Origin of the sequence: Peribacillus sp. FSL E2-0159, from assembly GCF_038643155.1 — a bacterium.
GTDB lineage: Bacteria > Bacillota > Bacilli > Bacillales > DSM-1321 > Peribacillus > Peribacillus simplex.
Genome location: NZ_CP152053.1, coordinates 1650008 through 1668403, shown reverse-complemented (window position 1 = coordinate 1668403; position 18396 = coordinate 1650008). Strand labels below are relative to the sequence as shown.

Below are 18396 nucleotides of genomic sequence, written 5' to 3'. Positions count from 1 at the left end.
TGCTTGTCAGCACTTTAGTCAAAAAAAAAGCGATAACGGCTCATTATCGCTTTTTTCCAAGGTGTCAACGTAGAAGCAGGTTCACTTCTCTCTGCGAAAGCTCTTACTTAAGTTTATGCACGGCCTCCATAAACATGTCTCCTCTTTGCTCAAAAGTTTTATATTGATCCCAGCTTGCACAAGCCGGTGAGAGAAGAATGCAGTCGCCTTCATTTGATAATTCAAATGCAGCCGGCACGGCCTTTTCTACATTATCGACACGTTTTATATTCGCTATTCCTATTTCTTTGGCTACCCGTTCAATTTTTTCCGCCGTTTCACCAAAAGTTATCACGGCTTTGACATTTTTCATCGCCGGTTTCAGCTCATCAAATTCATTTCCCCGATCCAAACCGCCTGCCAATAAGATGACAGGTTCCGTAAAGGATGTTAGCGCTTTGGATGCTGCAAGAATGTTCGTCGCTTTCGAATCATTATAAAATTTACGGTTATCGATCGTTGCTACGAACTGCAGACGGTGCTCCACACCATAAAATGTTTTCAGTACAGTCTGAATGGCTTCGTTAGCTACACCCTTCAGTTTCGCCGCTGAGATGGCCGCGAGCACATTTTCCAAATTATGCTTCCCAGGAAGGGCTATCTCTGAAACTTCAATGATTTTTTCTCCTCGGAAACAGGCTGCACCATCTTCCACATAGGCTCCATTCTCATGTTTCATTTCAGCTGAAAAAGGAACAAGTTCAGCCTTGGTCTTTTTCGCCATGGATAAAACAAGATCTTGATCTGCATTATAAATCATGAAATCTGAGGCTATTTGATTTTTCGTAATGGCAGCTTTTGCTTCGACATATTCCTGTTTGGAACTGTGATAATCTAAATGTGCATCATACAAATTTGTCACGATTGAGATTTCAGGACGAAATTCGTCTATTCCCATTAACTGAAACGATGATAATTCAATGACGATCGAGTCATCTGGTTTTGCTTTTTCAGCAACACCTGAAGCCACTGTCCCGATATTACCTGCAATCAGCGGGGATTTTTCACCGGTCTTCAACATTTCGAATATCAAGGTTGTCGTGGTCGTTTTCCCATTTGTACCAGTGATTCCTATAAAAGGTGCTTCACTTATCTGATAGGCCAGTTCGACTTCCGTGATAACAGGAATCCCTTTCTCCAATGCCCCTTTTACAATAGGGTTCCGATAGGGGATTCCCGGGTTTTTAACGATCAGCTCGAAACCCTCATCAAGAAGCTCGATCGGATGACTACCGCAGATGACTTTTATTCCCTGTTCAAGAAGTCCTTGAGCCTCAGGATTTTCCGATAAATGCTTCATGTCATTAACCGTCACGAAAGCACCTAATTTATGTAGAAGCGAAGCTGCCATCACTCCGCTTTTTGCCAAACCCAATACTAATATCTTTTTCTCTGAATACTTTACAGTCTCTTTCAATTATATCCACACCTCTAAATAGATTCCGAGTACCGCACACAGCAGCCCTACTGTCCAGAAAGTCACGACGACGCGCCATTCCGACCAGCCGGAAAGCTCATAATGATGGTGAAGCGGACTCATTTTAAAAATACGTTTACCAGTCGTTTTAAAAGACCCTACCTGCAGGATGACCGAGAGCGTCTCAATGACGAAGACTCCGCCAATGATTACCAGGAGGATTTCAAGCTTCGTTAACAAGGCGATGGTTGCAATCGCTCCTCCAAGGGCCAAGGAACCCGTATCCCCCATGAAAACCTTTGCTGGATGTGCATTGAATACCAAAAATCCAAGTACTGCACCGACTACTGCCACCGAAAAAATAGCGACATCATATTGTGACTGACTCCAGGCCAAAATGGCAAAAGCACCAAAGGCAATGGCTGATGTTCCTGAGACAAGTCCATCAAGCCCATCCGTCAAATTGACGGCATTCGAAAAACCTACCAGCCAGAAAATAACGATAAACAGATAAAACCAGCCAAAATCAAAAGCAAAGTCAGTGCCTGGAATCGTCAATTCAGGATTAAAACGGTCTGTCTGCTTAAAGACGAAGTAAAAGATGACCGAAATCACAATTTGTCCAAGCAGTTTTTGCTTGGAAGTCAGTCCTAGGTTTCGCTTCATGACCACTTTGATGAAATCATCCAGGAAACCTAATAAACCAAATCCTAAAGTAACGAATAATAATAAATACGTTTCGGTTGAAGGTGCCGAAAATTTCAAAGTCATGACTAGTGTTGCGATGGTAACAGATAATAATATGACCAATCCGCCCATTGTGGGTGTTCCCGTTTTCTTAAGATGCGATTGTGGGCCTTCTTCCCTGATACTTTGCCCGAATTTCAATCTTCTTAAAAACGGGATGAAAATCGGCGAAAGAAGAACGGTTACTAAAAACGCCACCAAAATCGTATAAAAAATCACTTGTTCCAACATTCCTTACTCCCTCATTCCTAACACAATTCAAATATAAAATTCTGCTTGATGTCTTTTCTTATTTGTTGCAGGGCAATTTCAGCGTTGGTTCAAACTGAACCCAAACGACCTTGAATCGCCTTTTCCGCTTCTTCACGGTCATCGAAGTGAAGCACTTCGTCACCGACCAATTGATAGGTTTCATGACCTTTTCCAGCTATTAATATAACGTCGCCCTCTTCTGCCTTGGAAACAGCGTAAGCTATCGCCTGCCTGCGGTCTTCAATAACCGTATATTCTTTGCCTGCTACACCAGCTTCCATATCCCGTAGAATCTGGGCAGGATCTTCACTGCGTGGATTATCCGAAGTGAAGATCGGGTCAGTCGCCAAGCTGCATGCAATTTCGGCCATGATGGGACGCTTTGTCTTGTCTCGGTCCCCTCCGCAGCCCACTATAACAAAGATTTTCTTTCTAGCAAACTCACCAACAGTCTTTAGAACATTTTCTAAACTGTCCGGAGTATGGGCATAGTCAACAATGACCGGGAAGTCCTGATTCGCTGTAATGAGCTCAAAACGGCCTGCAACACCTTTTATTTCCTCGATGGATTTAATTGTCTGATCTAGATTGTTACCGGCGCACAAAGCAGCAGAGATGGCAGAGAGTACATTATAAACACTGAATTTACCAATTAGCTTCAGCTGAATGTAACGCTCTTCTTTACCTGCTGTCAAGGTGAACGATGTGCCATTTGCATCAATTTTTATATCCTTGGCCCTGATATCTGCTTCTTTGTCTATGCCGTATGTTACGACTGTAGCAGCAGTCGCTTTAATGAAATCAGCAGTTGCCTCATCATCAGCATTAAGCACAGCATATTTAGGACGATTTTCTATGTAAGCATTGCCGAGCTGTGAGAAAAATAAGGATTTTGCCTGCCTATATCTGTCCATGGTTTTATGAAAATCCAAATGATCCTGTGTTAGATTCGTAAAGACGGCAATATCATAGTCACAGCCATGGACGCGTCCAAGCTCAAGTGCATGCGATGAAACTTCCATTATGGCCGTGGTGACAGATGCTTCGGCCATTTCATGAAAAGCCTTCTGCAGCGTAACGCTATCTGGCGTCGTATTCTTAGTTTCATATACTGTATCGGCAATTTTTGTATACATCGTGCCAATCAAGCCTGTTTTTTCTTGTCGATCCTCGAAAATCTTTTCCAATAAGTGACTGGTCGTCGTCTTTCCATTCGTACCCGTAATTCCGATCAAGCGCATCTTTTGAGTCGGATGGCCATAGAATGCGTCGGCAAGCACCGCCATCGCCCTGCTCGAATCCCTAACTACGATCACGGGAACATCGAGGTCAAGCGGCCTTTCCGCAATGACTGCTGCAGCTCCATGTTCTACAGCAAGTTGGGCAAAATCATGACCATCAACTGTATAACCTTTTATACAAACAAATAAACTTCCGTCTATGACTTTACGGTTATCATTTTCAATGGAGGTGATTTCAGGATTTTCTCCTTCATACGTAAATAAGGAGTGTAAATAAGGTAGTAATTTGTGAAGCTTCATTTTTCCATCCCTCTCAACTTAATTTGAGGATTCATTATATGTGATTAGCCTTGGCTTGTCGAGAAACCAATTTCAATTATACGGGGTTATCCCGACTCCGTAAACAAAGCGGCTGATGATTCTTCAGCCGCTTTAACTATTCATATATTATATTATACTTATTCTGTATTTTCGCCAAGATAAATTCTTATTGTAGAGCCTTGTTTTACTTTAACACCTGGATCCGGGGCTTGATTTATGACTTTATCCCCATTGCCTGCAATATCCAGCTTAAGGTCGATGAGCTGGGTTTGCAACTCTTTTTTGCTGAGACCCACAACGTCAGGTACCTCGACCATGACGGGATCCGTCCAGACCGTTTCCTTCTCAATCTGATTTTTCCTTGGCTTGACGCCCATGGCCCTAAGTGAATCCTCCATGATATTCCCAACGATCGGTGCGGCAACGACCCCGCCGAATTGTACCGTTCCTTTCGGATTATCCACAGCTATATAAACGACGATTTGCGGATCATCCGCTGGTGCGACACCAATGAATGAGAGAATATAATTATTTTCAAGGTACCTGCCATTTTCAGCTTTTTGGGCTGTACCCGTTTTCCCGCCGACTCGGTACGACTCGACGAATGCTCCTTTACCGCTACCTTGGGCGACAACGGATTCAAGTGCTTCACGGACTTTCTTCGAGGTTGCTTCTGAAATCACTTTTTTCTTCGCCTGTGGGGTCTTTCGCATCAGCACTTCCCCATTTTTTGGATTCACCAGTTCCTTCGCGATATAAGGTGTATACAAAGTGCCTCCATTCACAGCCGCCGATACCGCTGTCACCTGCTGAATGGGCGTTACGGCTACACCTTGTCCAAACGCGGTTGTTGCCTGCTCAACCGGACCCACTTGATCCATGTTGAACATGATTCCTTTTCCTTCTCCGGTTAAATCAATCCCCGTTTTTTGCCCAAACCCGAAATCATTTATATATTTAAACAGCTTGTCTTTACCTAGCCGGTTCCCTAATTCTACAAAACCAGGGTTACATGAGTTCTCGACGACTTCAAGAAAAGTCTGGTCCCCATGTCCTCCGCTTTTCCAGCAATGCAGTGTAGACCCTGACACTTCCACATGTCCAGAATCATAAAAATGTTCCTTTTGTAAGTCGACCTTCCCTTCCTCAAGCGCCGCAGCAAGCGTGATAATCTTAAAGGTCGAACCTGGTTCATATATACTCCAAACTGGTAAATTACGATTATATACTTCTGAAGGTACATTTTGAAAATTGGCCGGGTCGAAGGTTGGCCTGCTTGACATTGCCAATATTTCCCCTGTATTTGGGTCCATTGCAATGGCAATTAAACCATCGGGATCATATGTCGCCTCTGCATTATCAAGCTCCCTCTCCACAATTGTCTGGATTTTGCTATCGATTGTAAGCTTCAAGTTATCACCATCAACAGGGGGCTTATAGTCATCGGCCATATTCTCAAGCCTTTTCCCTTTCGCATCCGAGTAAAATTTAACGAATCCTTTTTCCCCACTTAGTTCCTTATCATAAGACAATTCAATACCCATCAACCCTTGATTGTCAGAGCCTGTAAAGCCAAGAACATGCGAAAGATATTCCCCAAATGGGTAATGGCGCTTTGAATCTTCAGCGATATAAACACCCTTTATCCCTAATGCTTTAATTTCCTTCGCCTTTTCATGAGATATCTTTCTGCCTTCCGGAATTCTGACGCTCATCGCCTGTTTCGTTAACCATTGATAAGCCTTTTCCTTTGTCATATCCAATATTGAAGCAAGCTGTTCCGCCGTCTCCCCAGGATTCTCAATCTGTCTTGGGATGACATAGACTGTTGGCGCAGATATATTCGTTGCTAGCTCGACACCATTCCGATCCAGAATTTCTCCTCGTTTGGCTTCAAAAGGAATATTCCTGCTCCAGGAATCTTTAGCCAGCCCCGTCAACTTATCCCCTAGATAAAACTGTACAATTCCCAATCGGATATCAATGATAAAAAAAACAACGATACCGATCGCCAATGCGATTGCCAGCCGTTTTCGGACAGTAACATTCGAAACACGCAAAAAAGGCACCTCCATTTCATACATGCTTCAATATATGCTTGTCTACTTGATGCTAGACTAGAAACTTCGAAAGAATTAAAGAGGGGATCCATTCGGATCCCCTCTTTATCTTCACTCTGTTTTCTCTTTTGTCGGTATTTCTTCACCAGCCCCGTCAGGCTGGGATAATTCTATATTGAAGGTCTCTCCCTCATTAACCTTTTTCCCTGCCTCAAGACTCTGCTTACTCACATATCCGGTACCTTCAGTTTTCAGATCCAGTTTTGCAACCTTAGCCAATTTCATAACATCGCGCAGGGACCATCCCTTCATGTCAGGAACTTTCATTTCGCCTTCCGTCCTCAGGATTATCTTTTCCCCCTGTAAGAGTATACTCCCTGCTTTTGGAGATTGATCGAGCACTTTACGTCCACTTCCGATCGTACTTACATCATATCCAAGTTCCTTCAGTTCTTTGACAGCTGAACTCTCGGTTTGATTCGTATAGTCAACGATTTTATTTGCTTTTTGTTTTTTAACATCAGAAGGTTTGATGTTTAGATATTGCAAGCTATTTTGCATGACAGGATTAAATATCTCTGACAATGGATCAGCCCCAACATAAGAGACACCTAGCTTCGGCTGCTTAACCGCCACATACATGACCAACTGCGGATCATCTTTTGGAGCCATACCTAAAAAGGAGAATACATAGTTATTTTTCCCTTCTAAATATCTACCTGTCGGACCCGCAATTTGTGCAGTACCGGTTTTCCCCGCAACTTTATATCCATCAATGGCATATTTTTTCCCTGTACCTTTTTTCGCGGAAATTACCGTTTCCAAATAATCACGTACTTGTTTTGCAGTTTCTTCCGAAATCGGTTGCCCTGTCACTTTCGGCTTAGTCGTTTTCAAAATTTTTCCGGTATCCTGATCGGAAATGCTTTTTATCACGTACGGCCGCATCATTTTTCCGTCATTGGCTATTGCGGATGCAGCTTGGATTTGTTGAATCGGTGTAACGGTTGAACCCTGTCCAAATGAAGTAGTAACTTTTTCAAGCTTATACTTGTATTGAATTTTACCGGTTATCTCGTTCGGCAGGTCAATTCCCGTTTTTTTATCAAATCCGAACTTTGTCAAATACTCACGGAAAGTATCCGCTCCTATCTTATCCATTGCAAGAGTAGCAAAAGCGACGTTGGAGGAACGTTGAACCCCTTCAAGAAAGGTCATGCTCTTCCCTCTTTCGATTCCGCTATGATCTCCGATTTTCCCCGATCCGGCTTTGTAGGTTCCAGCAACAAAACTTTCATTCGGATTAAAGACCCCTTCCTCAACAGCCGCGGCAAGGGTGAATGTTTTCATGGTTGACCCCGGTTCGAAGGATTCTTCAATAGCTAGGTTACGCCATGTATCCGTAAGCCCGACTTTCGTTGTCGGATGGAAAGTAGGCCTTTGCCCCATCGCCACAATCTCCCCCGTTTTGGGATTGGAGACAATCGCTATGATTTGCTCGGGATCGTATTTTTCCTGCACTTTGCTCATCGAATCTTCCAGGAACGTTTGTATTTTTTTGTCGATTGTAAGCATGACATCATTGCCATTATCAGGAGCAACAACCTTTTCCTCTTTATCCGGTAAGAGGAAGCCCCATGAGTCACTGTCATATGTCAGCTCCCCGTTCGTTTCCTGTAATTCTTTATTGAGGTACTTTTCAATGCCGAACTTACCAGCCATTTCTTCCGTTTCCTCATCCTTTTCTACATAGCCAATCAGATGGGAGGCGAAAATTCCATTAGGATAAAAACGTTTATTCGTACTTCCGAATGTAATTCCCGGCAGTTCCATTTTTTCTATTTTCTGCTTGACGACCTGAGTCAAATCCTTGCCGGCACTGCCAAACTCCACCTGGTATGCCCCTTTTTTCGTAAGTCTTTCATAAATGTCCTGTTCATCCATGTCGATATATTTAGCAAGCTTACTAGCCGTCATCTCCGGATCCTTGACATGCTCCGGCTCCTTTTCACTGAGTACAGCCCTTAAGATATAGGAGGGAGTATCCTCGGCGATGACTTCACCCTTAGTATCGAGTATGCTTCCCCTTTTGGCTTCTATGACCTGTTTTTTTTCATATTTCTTGTCGATTTTTGAAGCCAGAACCTCCCCGCCTGCTGTACCTGTCACCTGAATATACAAAAAGCGGCAGACTAACACAAAAAAGAGCAGGCCGAATAAGAAGAATAATCCGGCTGCCCCATGCTTCATATTTTTTTGTTTCTGCATTATTACTGCACACCCTTCACATTATTCTCATTTAACTTGAACCCTAGTGCTGCAGCTTTTTTCCAAATTCTTTCGTATGTACTAAGTTCAGCAACCTGCACTTTCAAATCTTCATTCACTTTACCCTGTTTTTCAATCGACGTTTCCACTAGCTGGATTTCTTTATTCGTTTCATAGATGGCCGCTTGATTAGAGACTATTTTCACTCCCATAAAGGTAACCATGATAGCAAGGGCACATAGTAAGAAAACTTCACCAATGGATATCTTCGCTTTACGGATGACCACTGTTTGATGCGTCTGTTGCTGCTGCTGGTCTTCATATTGCTGTTCTTGTATTTTTTTGGCTATGGAACTCATTCATGTTCCCCCTTACTGTTTTTTTTCTGTAATTATTGCTTTTCGGCGATTCTTAGCTTAGCCGACCGGGAACGATTATTCCCTTCCAATTCTTCTTCTGAAGGTAAAATCGGTTTTCTCGTAATTATTTTCATAGGTGGCTTGAATTCATCCGGGATAACTGGAAGTCCGGGCGGTAGGTCCGGAAGGGCACTTGCTTTTTTAAATACCGTTTTACAAATTCTATCTTCTAGTGAATGGAATGTAATGACAGATATTCTTCCTTCTTTATCCAAAAGCGATATGGCTTGCTCCAAGGAATCTTCAAAGACACCAAGTTCGTCATTCACAGCGATTCTTATTGCTTGGAACACTCGTTTCGCAGGGTGTCCGCCTTTACGTCTTGCCGGGGCCGGTATTCCATCCTTAATTAACTCCACAAGCTCGAATGTCGTTTCAATCGGTTTTATTTCACGTGCCGCTTCAATTTTCCTGGCAATTTGTTTCGAAAACTTTTCTTCGCCATATTGGAAGAAAATTCTCAGCAAATCATGGAATGACCAAGTATTCACGACATCATAGGCAGAAATGGCAGCACTTTGGTCCATCCTCATATCCAAAGGTGCATCATGGTTATAGCTGAAACCACGCTCTGGTGTATCCAATTGTGGGGATGACACACCTAAATCATAAAGGATCCCGTCCACTTTCTCGATTCCCCGGGCATTCAACTCTTCTTTTAAGTATTTAAAATTATTAGGAACAAGAACAATACGTTCGCCATAGCTTTCCAATTTTTCCTTAGCATTCCGAATCGCCGTTTCGTCCTGATCAAAAGCATAAAGCCTACCCTTGTCAGAGAGCTGTGAAAGTAAGTATTCGCTGTGACCGGCTCCTCCTAAAGTACAATCCACATAAATTCCATCAGGTTTGATGTTCAATCCATCAACCGTCTCTTTTAATAACACTGTTGTATGTTGAAACATGCTAGACATCCTTCCAATCGGTTATTGAGTGACCCTATTTCTGGGGGCAGCCTTAAATATCAAAGCCAATCATATTTTCTGCTATCTCAGCGAAAGAATCCTCAGAAGCTGAAAAATAGTTTTCCCAAAGGGATTTGCTCCAAATCTCAATACGATTGGTAACACCAAGAATTACACATTCTTTTTCCAATTGGCCATATGAAGTAAGCGGCGTGGGGATATTAATTCGCCCTTGTTTATCAATTTCGCACTCTGTAGCTGCAGAAAAGAAAAAACGGGTAAAGGCTCGGGCATCTTTTTTTGTTAAAGGCAGGGCTTTCAGCTTTTCTTCAAGCAGCTTCCACTCTTCCATAGGGTAACCAAATAAACATTGATCGAGTCCGCGGGTAAGGACAAATTGCTCCCCGAGATTTTCCCTGAATTTCACTGGGACAATCAAACGGCCCTTTATATCGATGTTATGATGGTACTCTCCCATGAACATACCCACAACCCCCACATTCTAATCTCAATGTACCACATTCCCCCACCTTTCTCCACTTGTTTTTACTTTCTCCTTCTAAGTAAAAATTCCCTTCTTTTCTACTTAAGTTTATTTAGCCAAATTATTCACAGAAACGTGCAATTCCCTCGAATGGACTCAGACTAAGACGCAGTCCCACCATTACTGTCGAAGCACTACCTGACAATAGCCCAGGAAACAGAAAAAAGACAGGCTTTAGCACCTGTCTTTTTTACACTTTTTAATCCCTCCGGCAGGATTGGTTTGTGGCAACCCTATTCAAATTGAAGTGTCCGCCACTTTTCCCCAAAACGGATGGATTTTCTAAATGAAAATCAATTTATGCTGATTATTGAACCGGTATTCCAGTTTCATCATATCCCGTACGAACTCTGGCCCGTATTGATTCAAGTAATAAAACACATTCCAAATCCTCTCCTGGGGTGATCCAAGAGGGTACAGTGAATTTGCTATCCGTTCATATTTTTTCAATATGACCGAATGTCGTTCCTTAGTACGGTCACCGATTTTGCCATACATGAAATTCAATTGCTTTTGAATGAATTCAATGTTTTTGTTCAACATCGGCTCAAGTCCTCTATCTAAAGCGACAGCGTGGGCAAATAGCTTTTCATGGTTCTCTTCAAGCTGTGATTTCAGCGTCCCGAACAGGTTGTCAACCGTCTCATCTTTCACGGAATCAAGGTAACTTTTCACAGAATTAGCGGTTCCTTCAGTCAGAACAGTTTCCAAACTGAGTTCCATTTCTTCAAGGTCGCTATGGATACCGCGCTCTATCAGCGTGATGTTTAACCTAGGAATGATTGGCGGCATCTTCATGGAAAACAACTCAAATACCTTTTTTAATTCTGCCCAATAGGCTATTTCCCCTGGCCCAGAAACGAAAGCCAATACAGGGAAAAGCATTTCCTGCATGAGCGGGCGTGTAATGACATTGTTGCTTAATCGTTCTGGATGATTTTTGGCTATCTGCAAGAGTTCCTGCTCGGTAAATGATACCTCACCGTTTTTTCCGCTGAAACCGCCTTCTACACGTTCGAGTAAACATCGATCTTTTTTTTCTGGATCATAATAAAATAAATTAGCTGCCCGTTTATCCATTTCAATCATTTTTGCATACCCTTTCGCATGCATGAATGATTGCTGTTCCTCGACCACTTCAGCAATCCGTCCACTTTCATTGACCATCAATTCAAAGTATGTCTTTTCAATTCGCCTTAATTCCGGATCTCCGGCATCGACTAGTAAAAGGCCATATTCTTTGAACCATTCATGAATCAGCATGGCGAAGAAATCGACGAAAGTATTCGATTGCTTAATGGTCTCCTTCATATCAATCAGGAGTTTATTCGTAAAGGCCGTTTCTCCATATGTTTCAATGATTTCCTCAAGCCACTTCTCTGCCTTTTCCGTTTCCAGCTCCACATCGGAAACCATTGTTTTATACGGCTGATAGGAAGGATAGGTTTTTTTATCGGGTTTACCGTTTTTCATAACATAAACATGATTGACTTCAGCCAAATCATGATCTTCTCCAGCTATCCAAAAAACTGGAATGACTGGCTGCCCCAGTTCCCTTTCTTGTTCTTCCGCAAGCTTAATGATCGAAATCACTTTATGAATGGTGTACAGCGGCCCTGATAATAACCCAGCCTGCTGTCCTCCAATCACAACCACGGAATCATCCCTGCGCAACCTTTCAATATTCCCCTTAACTGCCTCACTGAATGAAAGACGAGACATGTATTGTTGTATGTAATCCGACAATTCATCACGTGAAAAAGAGCGGTTCATCAATTCATTATATTTATTGAGATAAATGTCCGGCTTTGACAAGTCATAGTGAAAATAATCCTCCGTTTCAAGACGGTTTTGTAAATAGTCCGATGCAAAACGGTTTAAAGATGGTAACGCGAGATCTTTCATCTCCATTTCTGTTCTCCCTTTCTCTGCAACTACAATTCTTTTTAGAGTATAACATTCCGGTTTAAGAAAACAAAAGAAGTTGCCCAGCAGCAGAAAATTGATGCGATGTTCTATATTATGTAGTCAATATCTTCGTAATACTTGTAATTATGCCAATGGAAAATAATAGTAGGTAAGCTACGAAAAAGAAGGCGAAGTTTACTCTCCAAAAACCCTTTAATACCTTATGGAAAATGATTTCTTCTTTTACCTTGTAATGGACAAGGACCACCACGAATGCGTTGATGATCATGACGAGCATGATCACCCAAAGAATTTGCTTATCCCAAATGGTAATGATCAAATAATGGACGGATAATACGAACAGCAGCGTACTCATGTCCATTGCAAATTGAACAGAGCGCCTATGGTTTCCAGTGAATTGTTTGGCACTTATAAAAAAAAGTATATACCCCACGAAAGGCAAGGTAATAAATATCGCGGCAAGGCTTGATACTACGTACGGCACATTCTCATCCCCCCTGAGACTCTTTTCCTTTAACCATCTTATATAGAGAAGAAGTCAGGCAATCACTTTTCCCTTTACTCTTTGCCTCCGAGAGGATATGACCCAAAATAGCATCAATTTCCGTTTTACGGCCATTTTCTAAATCTTTTAGCATTGACGATCGATTTTCCGCTGTTGCCATACAAACGGATTTCACATGTTCAAATGACTCATCCTTATTTTTAACTTCCAAAATATCGGAGATTTCTTCAAAAAGGTCTTGAAACAATCGGTAGTAAAAGGAGTTAGTGATTAAACCGCCATTTTCCACGTCAAGTATCGCTGTTAATGGATTTATCACTGCATTAACAACTAGCTTATCCATCAGCATCGAGTGAAAATCATCACTCTTCGAAAAAGGAAAATGATCGATCCCTTCATTCACTAACGATAGTTGCTCAAGTTCCCCCTTAAAGGAAGCGATCCTTGTAATGCCGAGCCCTGTATGCTCCACGGTATTTCCGTCATGTTTCAACGCTCCATGCTCCACTACCCCCACATATATGGTCGGGGATTGAAGCTGCTTTAAATAAGAAATATGACCATAGCCATTCTGCAAGAATAGCAATGGAACCTGAATACCTTTGATCCTGGGCAATATTTGCGGCAGGTGATATTGCTTGACGGCCAATATAAGAAGATCCACATCCGATATCCCATCACCCAGGCACTTAGAAATGATGCCTGTCAGCAGCCTGCTTTCACCATCCGCAATAAGACGGATTCCATCACGTTTAATGATTGACGCCTGATCCGCAGTATGGGTATAGAGAGTCACACTATGTTTTTCACTTAAATGAGACGCAAACAGCAGCCCGATGGCCCCTCCCCCAACGATTCCAATTCTCATAATAACCTTCCTTACTTTTTGAAATATATTTACTATTTTATCACATTATCTTTTTTATCCTGCATCAATTTTCCCATCGTTGGAAAACGCAGCCAATCTGATTGAATGAAATGGAACTGCCATCAACAAGGCTCGCCATAAATATCAATGGGAAGAATTATTAATACGCCATTGAAGATATATTTTCTTCTTTAAGTCCTAATTTAATGGTATATTAGATACGAAAAGCTTAGCCATTTTGAAGACTTTATAGGAACAAAAGATAACTCCAATCTCACCCCACAAGAAATTGAAGGGAAAAGGGCGGGGGATAAAAGGCTATAAGCATTTAGACAGCTAGGATAAGTCGATGATGTCATACTAGATTTAACCTAAGCTGGAATTCCACATGGTAAAGAGATCAGTGGGATGACTTTCAAAGGGTACTATCGGAAGAGGTTTATCAGAATTAAGGGGGAGCTTTTTTATGGAATACAAGGTGGAACGATTACTTGTAAATTTTAAAACGCTTGAGGAATTCAAAAAATTCAAAGAATACGGGATACAGGAACTGTCCATGCTAGATGATTTAGAGGGTAACATCATCGAAAATGACAGCCAATCACCTTTTTACGGAATCTTTTATGGCGACAAACTTGTAGCCCGCATGAGCCTGTATAAAAGAAGCGCTAAATTCGACCAGTATTTTGACAATTCTAGGGACTTCCTTGTTCTTTGGAAACTTGAAGTCCTGCCTAACTATCAGAAAAAAGGTTATGGAAGAGCTTTGGTCGAATTCGCCAAAAGCCTGAACATGCCTATCAAAACCAACCCAAGAGTTCATTCACAGGACTTTTGGAAAAAGATGGGTTTTTCTGCTGTTTCCTACGATTTGGACAGGGACCTCGGAGAAAACCCGCTGATTTGGAGCCCATTTGACATACAAGATAATAAAGAAATAGATACACAAGAATAAGGGAATATCAAGAAAATGCGGGCGGATTTTTCCACCCGCATTTTTTATTTATTGACCCTTTCCAGATTACCATTTTTATCCATTTGGAAACTCACCTTCGGATTCGTCTTTTCGTCCTCTTGTACACTAAGCTTTCTTGCGCGCTCCATAATCTGCATTAACGCACGATAATCTTCCTCAACAGCTTTCAGGTTTTCTTTAAGCAAAACATTCTCTTCCAGTAATCGGTCATTTTCCCGTTCAAGAAATAGGGACCGCTCAGAAATCCGTTCTTTTTCCTTATTATCAAGCTGAAAGAATTCATCCATTTTGGTTAAATATAATATAACTTCCTGAAGGGTAATAGATTCTTTATCTTCATGCTCGGGTGTTTTTTCTTCAATCGTGACATTTTCCACTGGTGCAACCGAATCCCTTTCCATTCCAGGGGTATTGATTACCTGTTCTTTCCTTTGTTTTTTCGCCAGCTCTATCCCTGATTTATATTGCTTCCTTACAAAGGAATTCCAACGGAACCCACAAGCAGCAGATGTCCTCGATAACTGTTTCCCCACTTCTTCAAACGCCTTTAATTGTGTACTTCCTTCTCGTATATGCCTTAGTACCACTTCAGCCAACAACAGATCCTCATCATGAGTCCATGCATCTTGTCTCGCAATCGTCATCTCTCTACCTCCCAGCAAGTTTTAATTCATAATATGCACATGCTAGGAAAGATAGAAGATATATAGAGCGGGTAATATTTATTTTTTCTTATTTAAAAAACGATCGACTGCAGCATGATGCTCATCACTAGCCCAAAGTTTAGAACATTCCCGGATTTCTGCATCCATTCTTCCTTTAAGCCCGCTACCCTGCCATTTATGGACCAACAATCGTTTATAGGCCATCAATACCCCTGTCTCATGGCGAAGAAAATCATCTGCGAACCTTTCCCATCCATCCGTACCTTCTCCGACTATCTCATCTACGAAACCATATTCCTTTGCTTCCTCAGCTTTATGTATTTTTGCATCCAATAATAGCTTTAGCGCTTTTTGCTCTGGTATTTTCTCAAGTAAAAGTGAAGCTCCGCCCCAGCCTGTCGTTATTCCTAGAGTACCTTGTACAAATCCTAGCTTAACTCCGCTCTTTGCTAATCTGAAATCACAAGCTGTCGCTATTTCGCATCCACCGCCGAAAGCACTTCCATTGATGAGCGCTATTGTTGGTTTAGGGAAAACTGCTAGTTTATACAGAATTTCACCCATTTTCGATAACATAGCAAAGGCCTCTTTTTCTGTATGCAAATCCTGAAATTCCCTTAGATCCCCACCTGAACAGAATGCCTCAGAGCCCGCCCCTGTTAGGACCAGCAACTTGACTTCATCATCGCATGCAGCTTCTGACAATATCGACTCAAGTTCGTCCATCAATTGATAATTCACGGCATTCCTTTTCTCCGGTCTATTAAACAGGAGTTTCATGAAACCGCGTTTATCCTTTTCTACATCAATCACCTGATCCACGTAAACACCTTCTCCAAAATCATCGGCAAAACACGGATGATTCAAAATATTCTGCCAAATATATTTGTAAAAAAAGCACAGAGAAAAATCCCTGTGCTTTGATTAGCGTGTTGCATCAAGAAAGCAATGCTCTCAAGTAGGTCAAGAAATTATTTTGCGACAACTTCTTTTCCTTTATATGTTCCACATTCTTTACAAACGTGATGTGAAAGAGTCATTCCACCACAGCTCGGGCATTCTACCATACCAGGTACTTGAAGCTTGAAGTGCGTACGACGTTTTCTTTTTACAGTTTTCGACGTTCTTCTAAAAGGTACAGCCATTATTCCCACCTCCTTAAAAAATATAAAAAAGCTGGAAAAATCGGATTAACGATTTTTCGTTCCAATCAAGATTCTTTATTGTTGTCAAAAAAGTCGGCAAGCTTTGCAAATCTCGGATCAACCTTATGCTCATTTTCCTCTTCAGAAATAACAGCCCAGTCTTTCCCAGATTGAGGAGCAGCTTCGTTCGAATCGACATCCTCACAAAAAACCTGCATCGGAATTTCTAGCAATAAATTTTCTTTAATTACCGGTATTAGGTCTACAACATCACCTTCCACAACAGTGACATCATCTCCGTAGAAATCAGTGCCATCTGCCTTTAAAAGAAAGGTTTCCTTTGTATCAATATCAATCGGATATTTAACGTCTACCAGTGTACGGGAGCAAGGTAATGTTAATTCACCTGAAAGATGCAAGTGAAAAGTAATCTCGGTCGAGCTGATATCAACTCTTCCTGCTACTCTGATAGGAGAAACATCGCGAATTTGCGGGTCTCTTTCTCTAATGTCCAAGACATCCACCAGTTCATCAAACCGTAAATCTTTGTCCCGAATTTTTTGAAGTTGACTAATCGTCCATTTCAAATGAAATCACCTCAAGGCAACAAAAATAATTATAGCTTTCAATTATAAGTTTGTCAATATTTTTTCTTTACACTATAATGTAGTCATCCTAACTGATTGTCTAAGTTTTAAGAATCATTTCAAACAAAAAATCCCGACGATTACTTATAGTATTTTACTTGAAATACTATTTTAGCACTAAGTTGATAAAATACAAAGTTTTTCTCTGAGGTGAACGAATGAAAGCTTGCGGTTTAGTAGTCGAATATAACCCTTTTCATAATGGACATGTTTTACATGCAAGAGAAAGTAGAGAAAAAACAGGGGCAGATGTTGTGGTGGCTGTTATGAGCGGGCCCTTCTTACAACGTGGCGAGCCCGCTATCGTCAGCAAGTGGACACGTGCCGAAATGGCCTTGAATGGAGGTATAGATCTTGTCATTGAGCTTCCCTATACTTTCGCGACACAGAAGGCGGAAATATTTGCAAAAGGATCTATTTCTCTTTTGGAGTCCCTTGGCTGTGACTCCTTTTGCTTCGGAAGCGAGGATGGCAGAATTGAACCATTCATTACCGCCCACAGAATTCTTTCGGATAATTCCCCCGCATTCGATGCCGCAATTAAAATGGCTATGAATGCTGGTAATAGTTATCCAGCCAGTGCTGCCCAGGCTTATCGATCGATCATCAATGGTGATGCGGCATTGGATTTGACGAAGCCAAATAATATTCTTGGAAAGGAATATGTAAGTGCTGCACTTTCAAACGGCTACTCCATTCGCCCTTATACGATTCAAAGGGTCGCTGCCGGATACCATGAAACAAAGTTGTCTAAAGACCCTATCGCCAGTGCAACGGGGATACGTAAAGCCATCCATGAACACCAGGAATTAAATTCTGTTTCCAGTTATATTCCTCAACCGACAATGAGTGGTCTTGAGCAATATTTAACCGACTACCATGCCTTGCATGACTGGGAAATGTATTGGCCCATGTTGAAATACCGAATCCTTTCTTCCTCTTTAATCGAATTGGCAGGGATATACGAAATTGAGGAAGGCATAGAACACAGAATTAAGGAGATGGCCAAGCAATCTTCGAGCTTTTCTGGATTCATGGCAGCTCTGAAGACAAAACGCTACACATGGACACGTCTACAACGGATGTGTGTCCATATATTGACCCATACATTAAAGGAACAGATGATTCACAATGACCAACCAGCCTATATCAGACTTCTTGGCATGAATGGCCATGGACAAGAATATCTTCGCACAGTAAAAAAAGGCTTACCCCTCCCGCTCATCTCTAAACTTTCGTCCTATCAGAAGCAGAACATCGATACGGACTTGCGAGCAGCACAGGTGTATGCACTGGGCTTGCCCGAACCGTATCAAGCTGCCTTGATGAAACGGGAGTATGAATCTCCCATCATTTTTAAGTGAAGAATGGTTAAGCTTGGCACGTCCATCCTTAAGAGTAAAAATCTAATCATCAAAAAAGCGCAAACAGTAGATGACTGCTTGCGC

At 41.8% G+C, this 18396-nt stretch carries 17 protein-coding genes; 2 read left to right on the top strand and 15 right to left on the bottom strand.

Annotated features, from left to right (window positions below; translation table 11 throughout):
* Positions 1 to 103: 103 nt before the first annotated feature.
* The 11 genes from murD to NYE63_RS08260 all read right to left on the bottom strand — a co-directional run bounded on the left by murD (position 104) and on the right by NYE63_RS08260 (position 13515).
* Positions 104 to 1456 carry a UDP-N-acetylmuramoyl-L-alanine--D-glutamate ligase gene (gene murD / locus NYE63_RS08310; RefSeq protein ID WP_342604772.1) on the bottom strand — a complete coding sequence of 451 codons (1353 nt, stop codon included), beginning with the start codon at positions 1454 to 1456 and terminating at the stop codon, positions 104 to 106.
* Positions 1457 to 2434 (bottom strand): phospho-N-acetylmuramoyl-pentapeptide-transferase, encoded by a 978-nt coding sequence (mraY, locus tag NYE63_RS08305; protein ID WP_034313901.1) that lies wholly within the window; start codon positions 2432 to 2434, stop codon positions 1457 to 1459.
* A gap of 89 nt (positions 2435 to 2523) precedes the next feature.
* Positions 2524 to 3996 carry a UDP-N-acetylmuramoyl-L-alanyl-D-glutamate--2,6-diaminopimelate ligase gene (locus NYE63_RS08300; RefSeq protein WP_342604771.1) on the bottom strand — a complete coding sequence of 491 codons (1473 nt, stop codon included), beginning with the start codon at positions 3994 to 3996 and terminating at the stop codon, positions 2524 to 2526.
* A 158-nt stretch (positions 3997 to 4154) separates the two neighbouring features.
* Positions 4155 to 6077: a stage V sporulation protein D gene (locus NYE63_RS08295; RefSeq protein ID WP_098371086.1), complete on the bottom strand. Its 1923-nt coding sequence runs from the start codon at positions 6075 to 6077 to the stop codon at positions 4155 to 4157.
* A 111-nt stretch (positions 6078 to 6188) separates the two neighbouring features.
* Positions 6189 to 8345, bottom strand: coding sequence for a penicillin-binding protein (locus NYE63_RS08290; protein WP_342604770.1), 2157 nt, complete (start codon positions 8343 to 8345; stop codon positions 6189 to 6191).
* 2 nt (positions 8346 to 8347) lie between these two features.
* Entirely contained in the window at positions 8348 to 8704 is a 357-nt protein-coding gene (gene ftsL, locus NYE63_RS08285) for a cell division protein FtsL (RefSeq protein WP_076366682.1), read from the bottom strand.
* 32 nt (positions 8705 to 8736) lie between these two features.
* Positions 8737 to 9669 (bottom strand): 16S rRNA (cytosine(1402)-N(4))-methyltransferase RsmH, encoded by a 933-nt coding sequence (gene rsmH, locus NYE63_RS08280; RefSeq protein WP_144478625.1) that lies wholly within the window; start codon positions 9667 to 9669, stop codon positions 8737 to 8739.
* Positions 9670 to 9721: 52 nt separating this feature from the next.
* Positions 9722 to 10153: a division/cell wall cluster transcriptional repressor MraZ gene (mraZ, locus tag NYE63_RS08275; RefSeq protein ID WP_034313914.1), complete on the bottom strand. Its 432-nt coding sequence runs from the start codon at positions 10151 to 10153 to the stop codon at positions 9722 to 9724.
* 342 nt (positions 10154 to 10495) lie between these two features.
* Positions 10496 to 12124 carry a bacillithiol biosynthesis cysteine-adding enzyme BshC gene (gene bshC / locus NYE63_RS08270; protein ID WP_342604769.1) on the bottom strand — a complete coding sequence of 543 codons (1629 nt, stop codon included), beginning with the start codon at positions 12122 to 12124 and terminating at the stop codon, positions 10496 to 10498.
* A gap of 109 nt (positions 12125 to 12233) precedes the next feature.
* On the bottom strand, positions 12234 to 12626 hold the full coding sequence (locus NYE63_RS08265) for a DUF3397 domain-containing protein (RefSeq protein WP_230160907.1): 393 nt from the start codon (positions 12624 to 12626) through the stop codon (positions 12234 to 12236).
* Between the two features lie 4 nt (positions 12627 to 12630).
* The gene (locus NYE63_RS08260; RefSeq protein WP_342604768.1) at positions 12631 to 13515 is read right to left on the bottom strand and encodes a 2-dehydropantoate 2-reductase; all 885 of its coding nucleotides are present in this window, start codon (positions 13513 to 13515) and stop codon (positions 12631 to 12633) included.
* Between the two features lie 466 nt (positions 13516 to 13981).
* Between NYE63_RS08260 and NYE63_RS08255 the strand changes: the two genes are divergently transcribed.
* Positions 13982 to 14470, top strand: coding sequence for an N-acetyltransferase (locus tag NYE63_RS08255; protein ID WP_063231944.1), 489 nt, complete (start codon positions 13982 to 13984; stop codon positions 14468 to 14470).
* Positions 14471 to 14514: 44 nt separating this feature from the next.
* Here NYE63_RS08255 and NYE63_RS08250 read toward each other — a convergent pair whose 3' ends face one another.
* The 4 genes from NYE63_RS08250 to NYE63_RS08235 form a co-directional block, all read right to left on the bottom strand.
* Positions 14515 to 15135 carry an RsfA family transcriptional regulator gene (locus NYE63_RS08250; protein WP_342604767.1) on the bottom strand — a complete coding sequence of 207 codons (621 nt, stop codon included), beginning with the start codon at positions 15133 to 15135 and terminating at the stop codon, positions 14515 to 14517.
* Positions 15136 to 15213: 78 nt separating this feature from the next.
* Complete coding sequence (locus NYE63_RS08245) at positions 15214 to 15978, bottom strand: enoyl-CoA hydratase/isomerase family protein (protein ID WP_342604766.1); 765 nt, start codon at positions 15976 to 15978, stop codon at positions 15214 to 15216.
* Positions 15979 to 16127: 149 nt separating this feature from the next.
* A complete protein-coding gene (gene rpmF / locus NYE63_RS08240) occupies positions 16128 to 16301 on the bottom strand; it encodes a 50S ribosomal protein L32 (protein WP_034313929.1) in 174 nt (57 codons plus the stop codon).
* Positions 16302 to 16366: 65 nt separating this feature from the next.
* Positions 16367 to 16888 carry a DUF177 domain-containing protein gene (locus tag NYE63_RS08235; protein WP_342604765.1) on the bottom strand — a complete coding sequence of 174 codons (522 nt, stop codon included), beginning with the start codon at positions 16886 to 16888 and terminating at the stop codon, positions 16367 to 16369.
* Between the two features lie 218 nt (positions 16889 to 17106).
* On the opposite strand from NYE63_RS08235, the gene NYE63_RS08230 reads away from it, so the two are divergent.
* On the top strand, positions 17107 to 18312 hold the full coding sequence (locus NYE63_RS08230) for a nucleotidyltransferase (protein ID WP_342604764.1): 1206 nt from the start codon (positions 17107 to 17109) through the stop codon (positions 18310 to 18312).
* Positions 18313 to 18396 lie beyond the last annotated feature (84 nt).

Excerpts from the sequence above, each read along its gene's own strand:
- rpmF (WP_034313929.1), bottom strand. The coding sequence starts at position 16,301 with ATGGCTGTACCTTTTAGAAGAACGTCGAAAACTGTAAAAAGAAAACGT.
- NYE63_RS08250 (WP_342604767.1), bottom strand. The coding sequence starts at position 15,135 with ATGACGATTGCGAGACAAGATGCATGGACTCATGATGAGGATCTGTTG.
- ftsL (WP_076366682.1), bottom strand. The coding sequence starts at position 8,704 with ATGAGTTCCATAGCCAAAAAAATACAAGAACAGCAATATGAAGACCAG.
- NYE63_RS08260 (WP_342604768.1), bottom strand. The coding sequence starts at position 13,515 with ATGAGAATTGGAATCGTTGGGGGAGGGGCCATCGGGCTGCTGTTTGCG.
- NYE63_RS08290 (WP_342604770.1), bottom strand. The coding sequence starts at position 8,345 with ATGCAGAAACAAAAAAATATGAAGCATGGGGCAGCCGGATTATTCTTC.
- NYE63_RS08230 (WP_342604764.1), top strand. The coding sequence starts at position 17,107 with ATGAAAGCTTGCGGTTTAGTAGTCGAATATAACCCTTTTCATAATGGA.
- mraZ (WP_034313914.1), bottom strand. The coding sequence starts at position 10,153 with ATGTTCATGGGAGAGTACCATCATAACATCGATATAAAGGGCCGTTTG.
- NYE63_RS08300 (WP_342604771.1), bottom strand. The coding sequence starts at position 3,996 with ATGAAGCTTCACAAATTACTACCTTATTTACACTCCTTATTTACGTAT.
- rsmH (WP_144478625.1), bottom strand. The coding sequence starts at position 9,669 with ATGTTTCAACATACAACAGTGTTATTAAAAGAGACGGTTGATGGATTG.
- mraY (WP_034313901.1), bottom strand. The coding sequence starts at position 2,434 with ATGTTGGAACAAGTGATTTTTTATACGATTTTGGTGGCGTTTTTAGTA.
- NYE63_RS08255 (WP_063231944.1), top strand. The coding sequence starts at position 13,982 with ATGGAATACAAGGTGGAACGATTACTTGTAAATTTTAAAACGCTTGAG.
- bshC (WP_342604769.1), bottom strand. The coding sequence starts at position 12,124 with ATGGAGATGAAAGATCTCGCGTTACCATCTTTAAACCGTTTTGCATCG.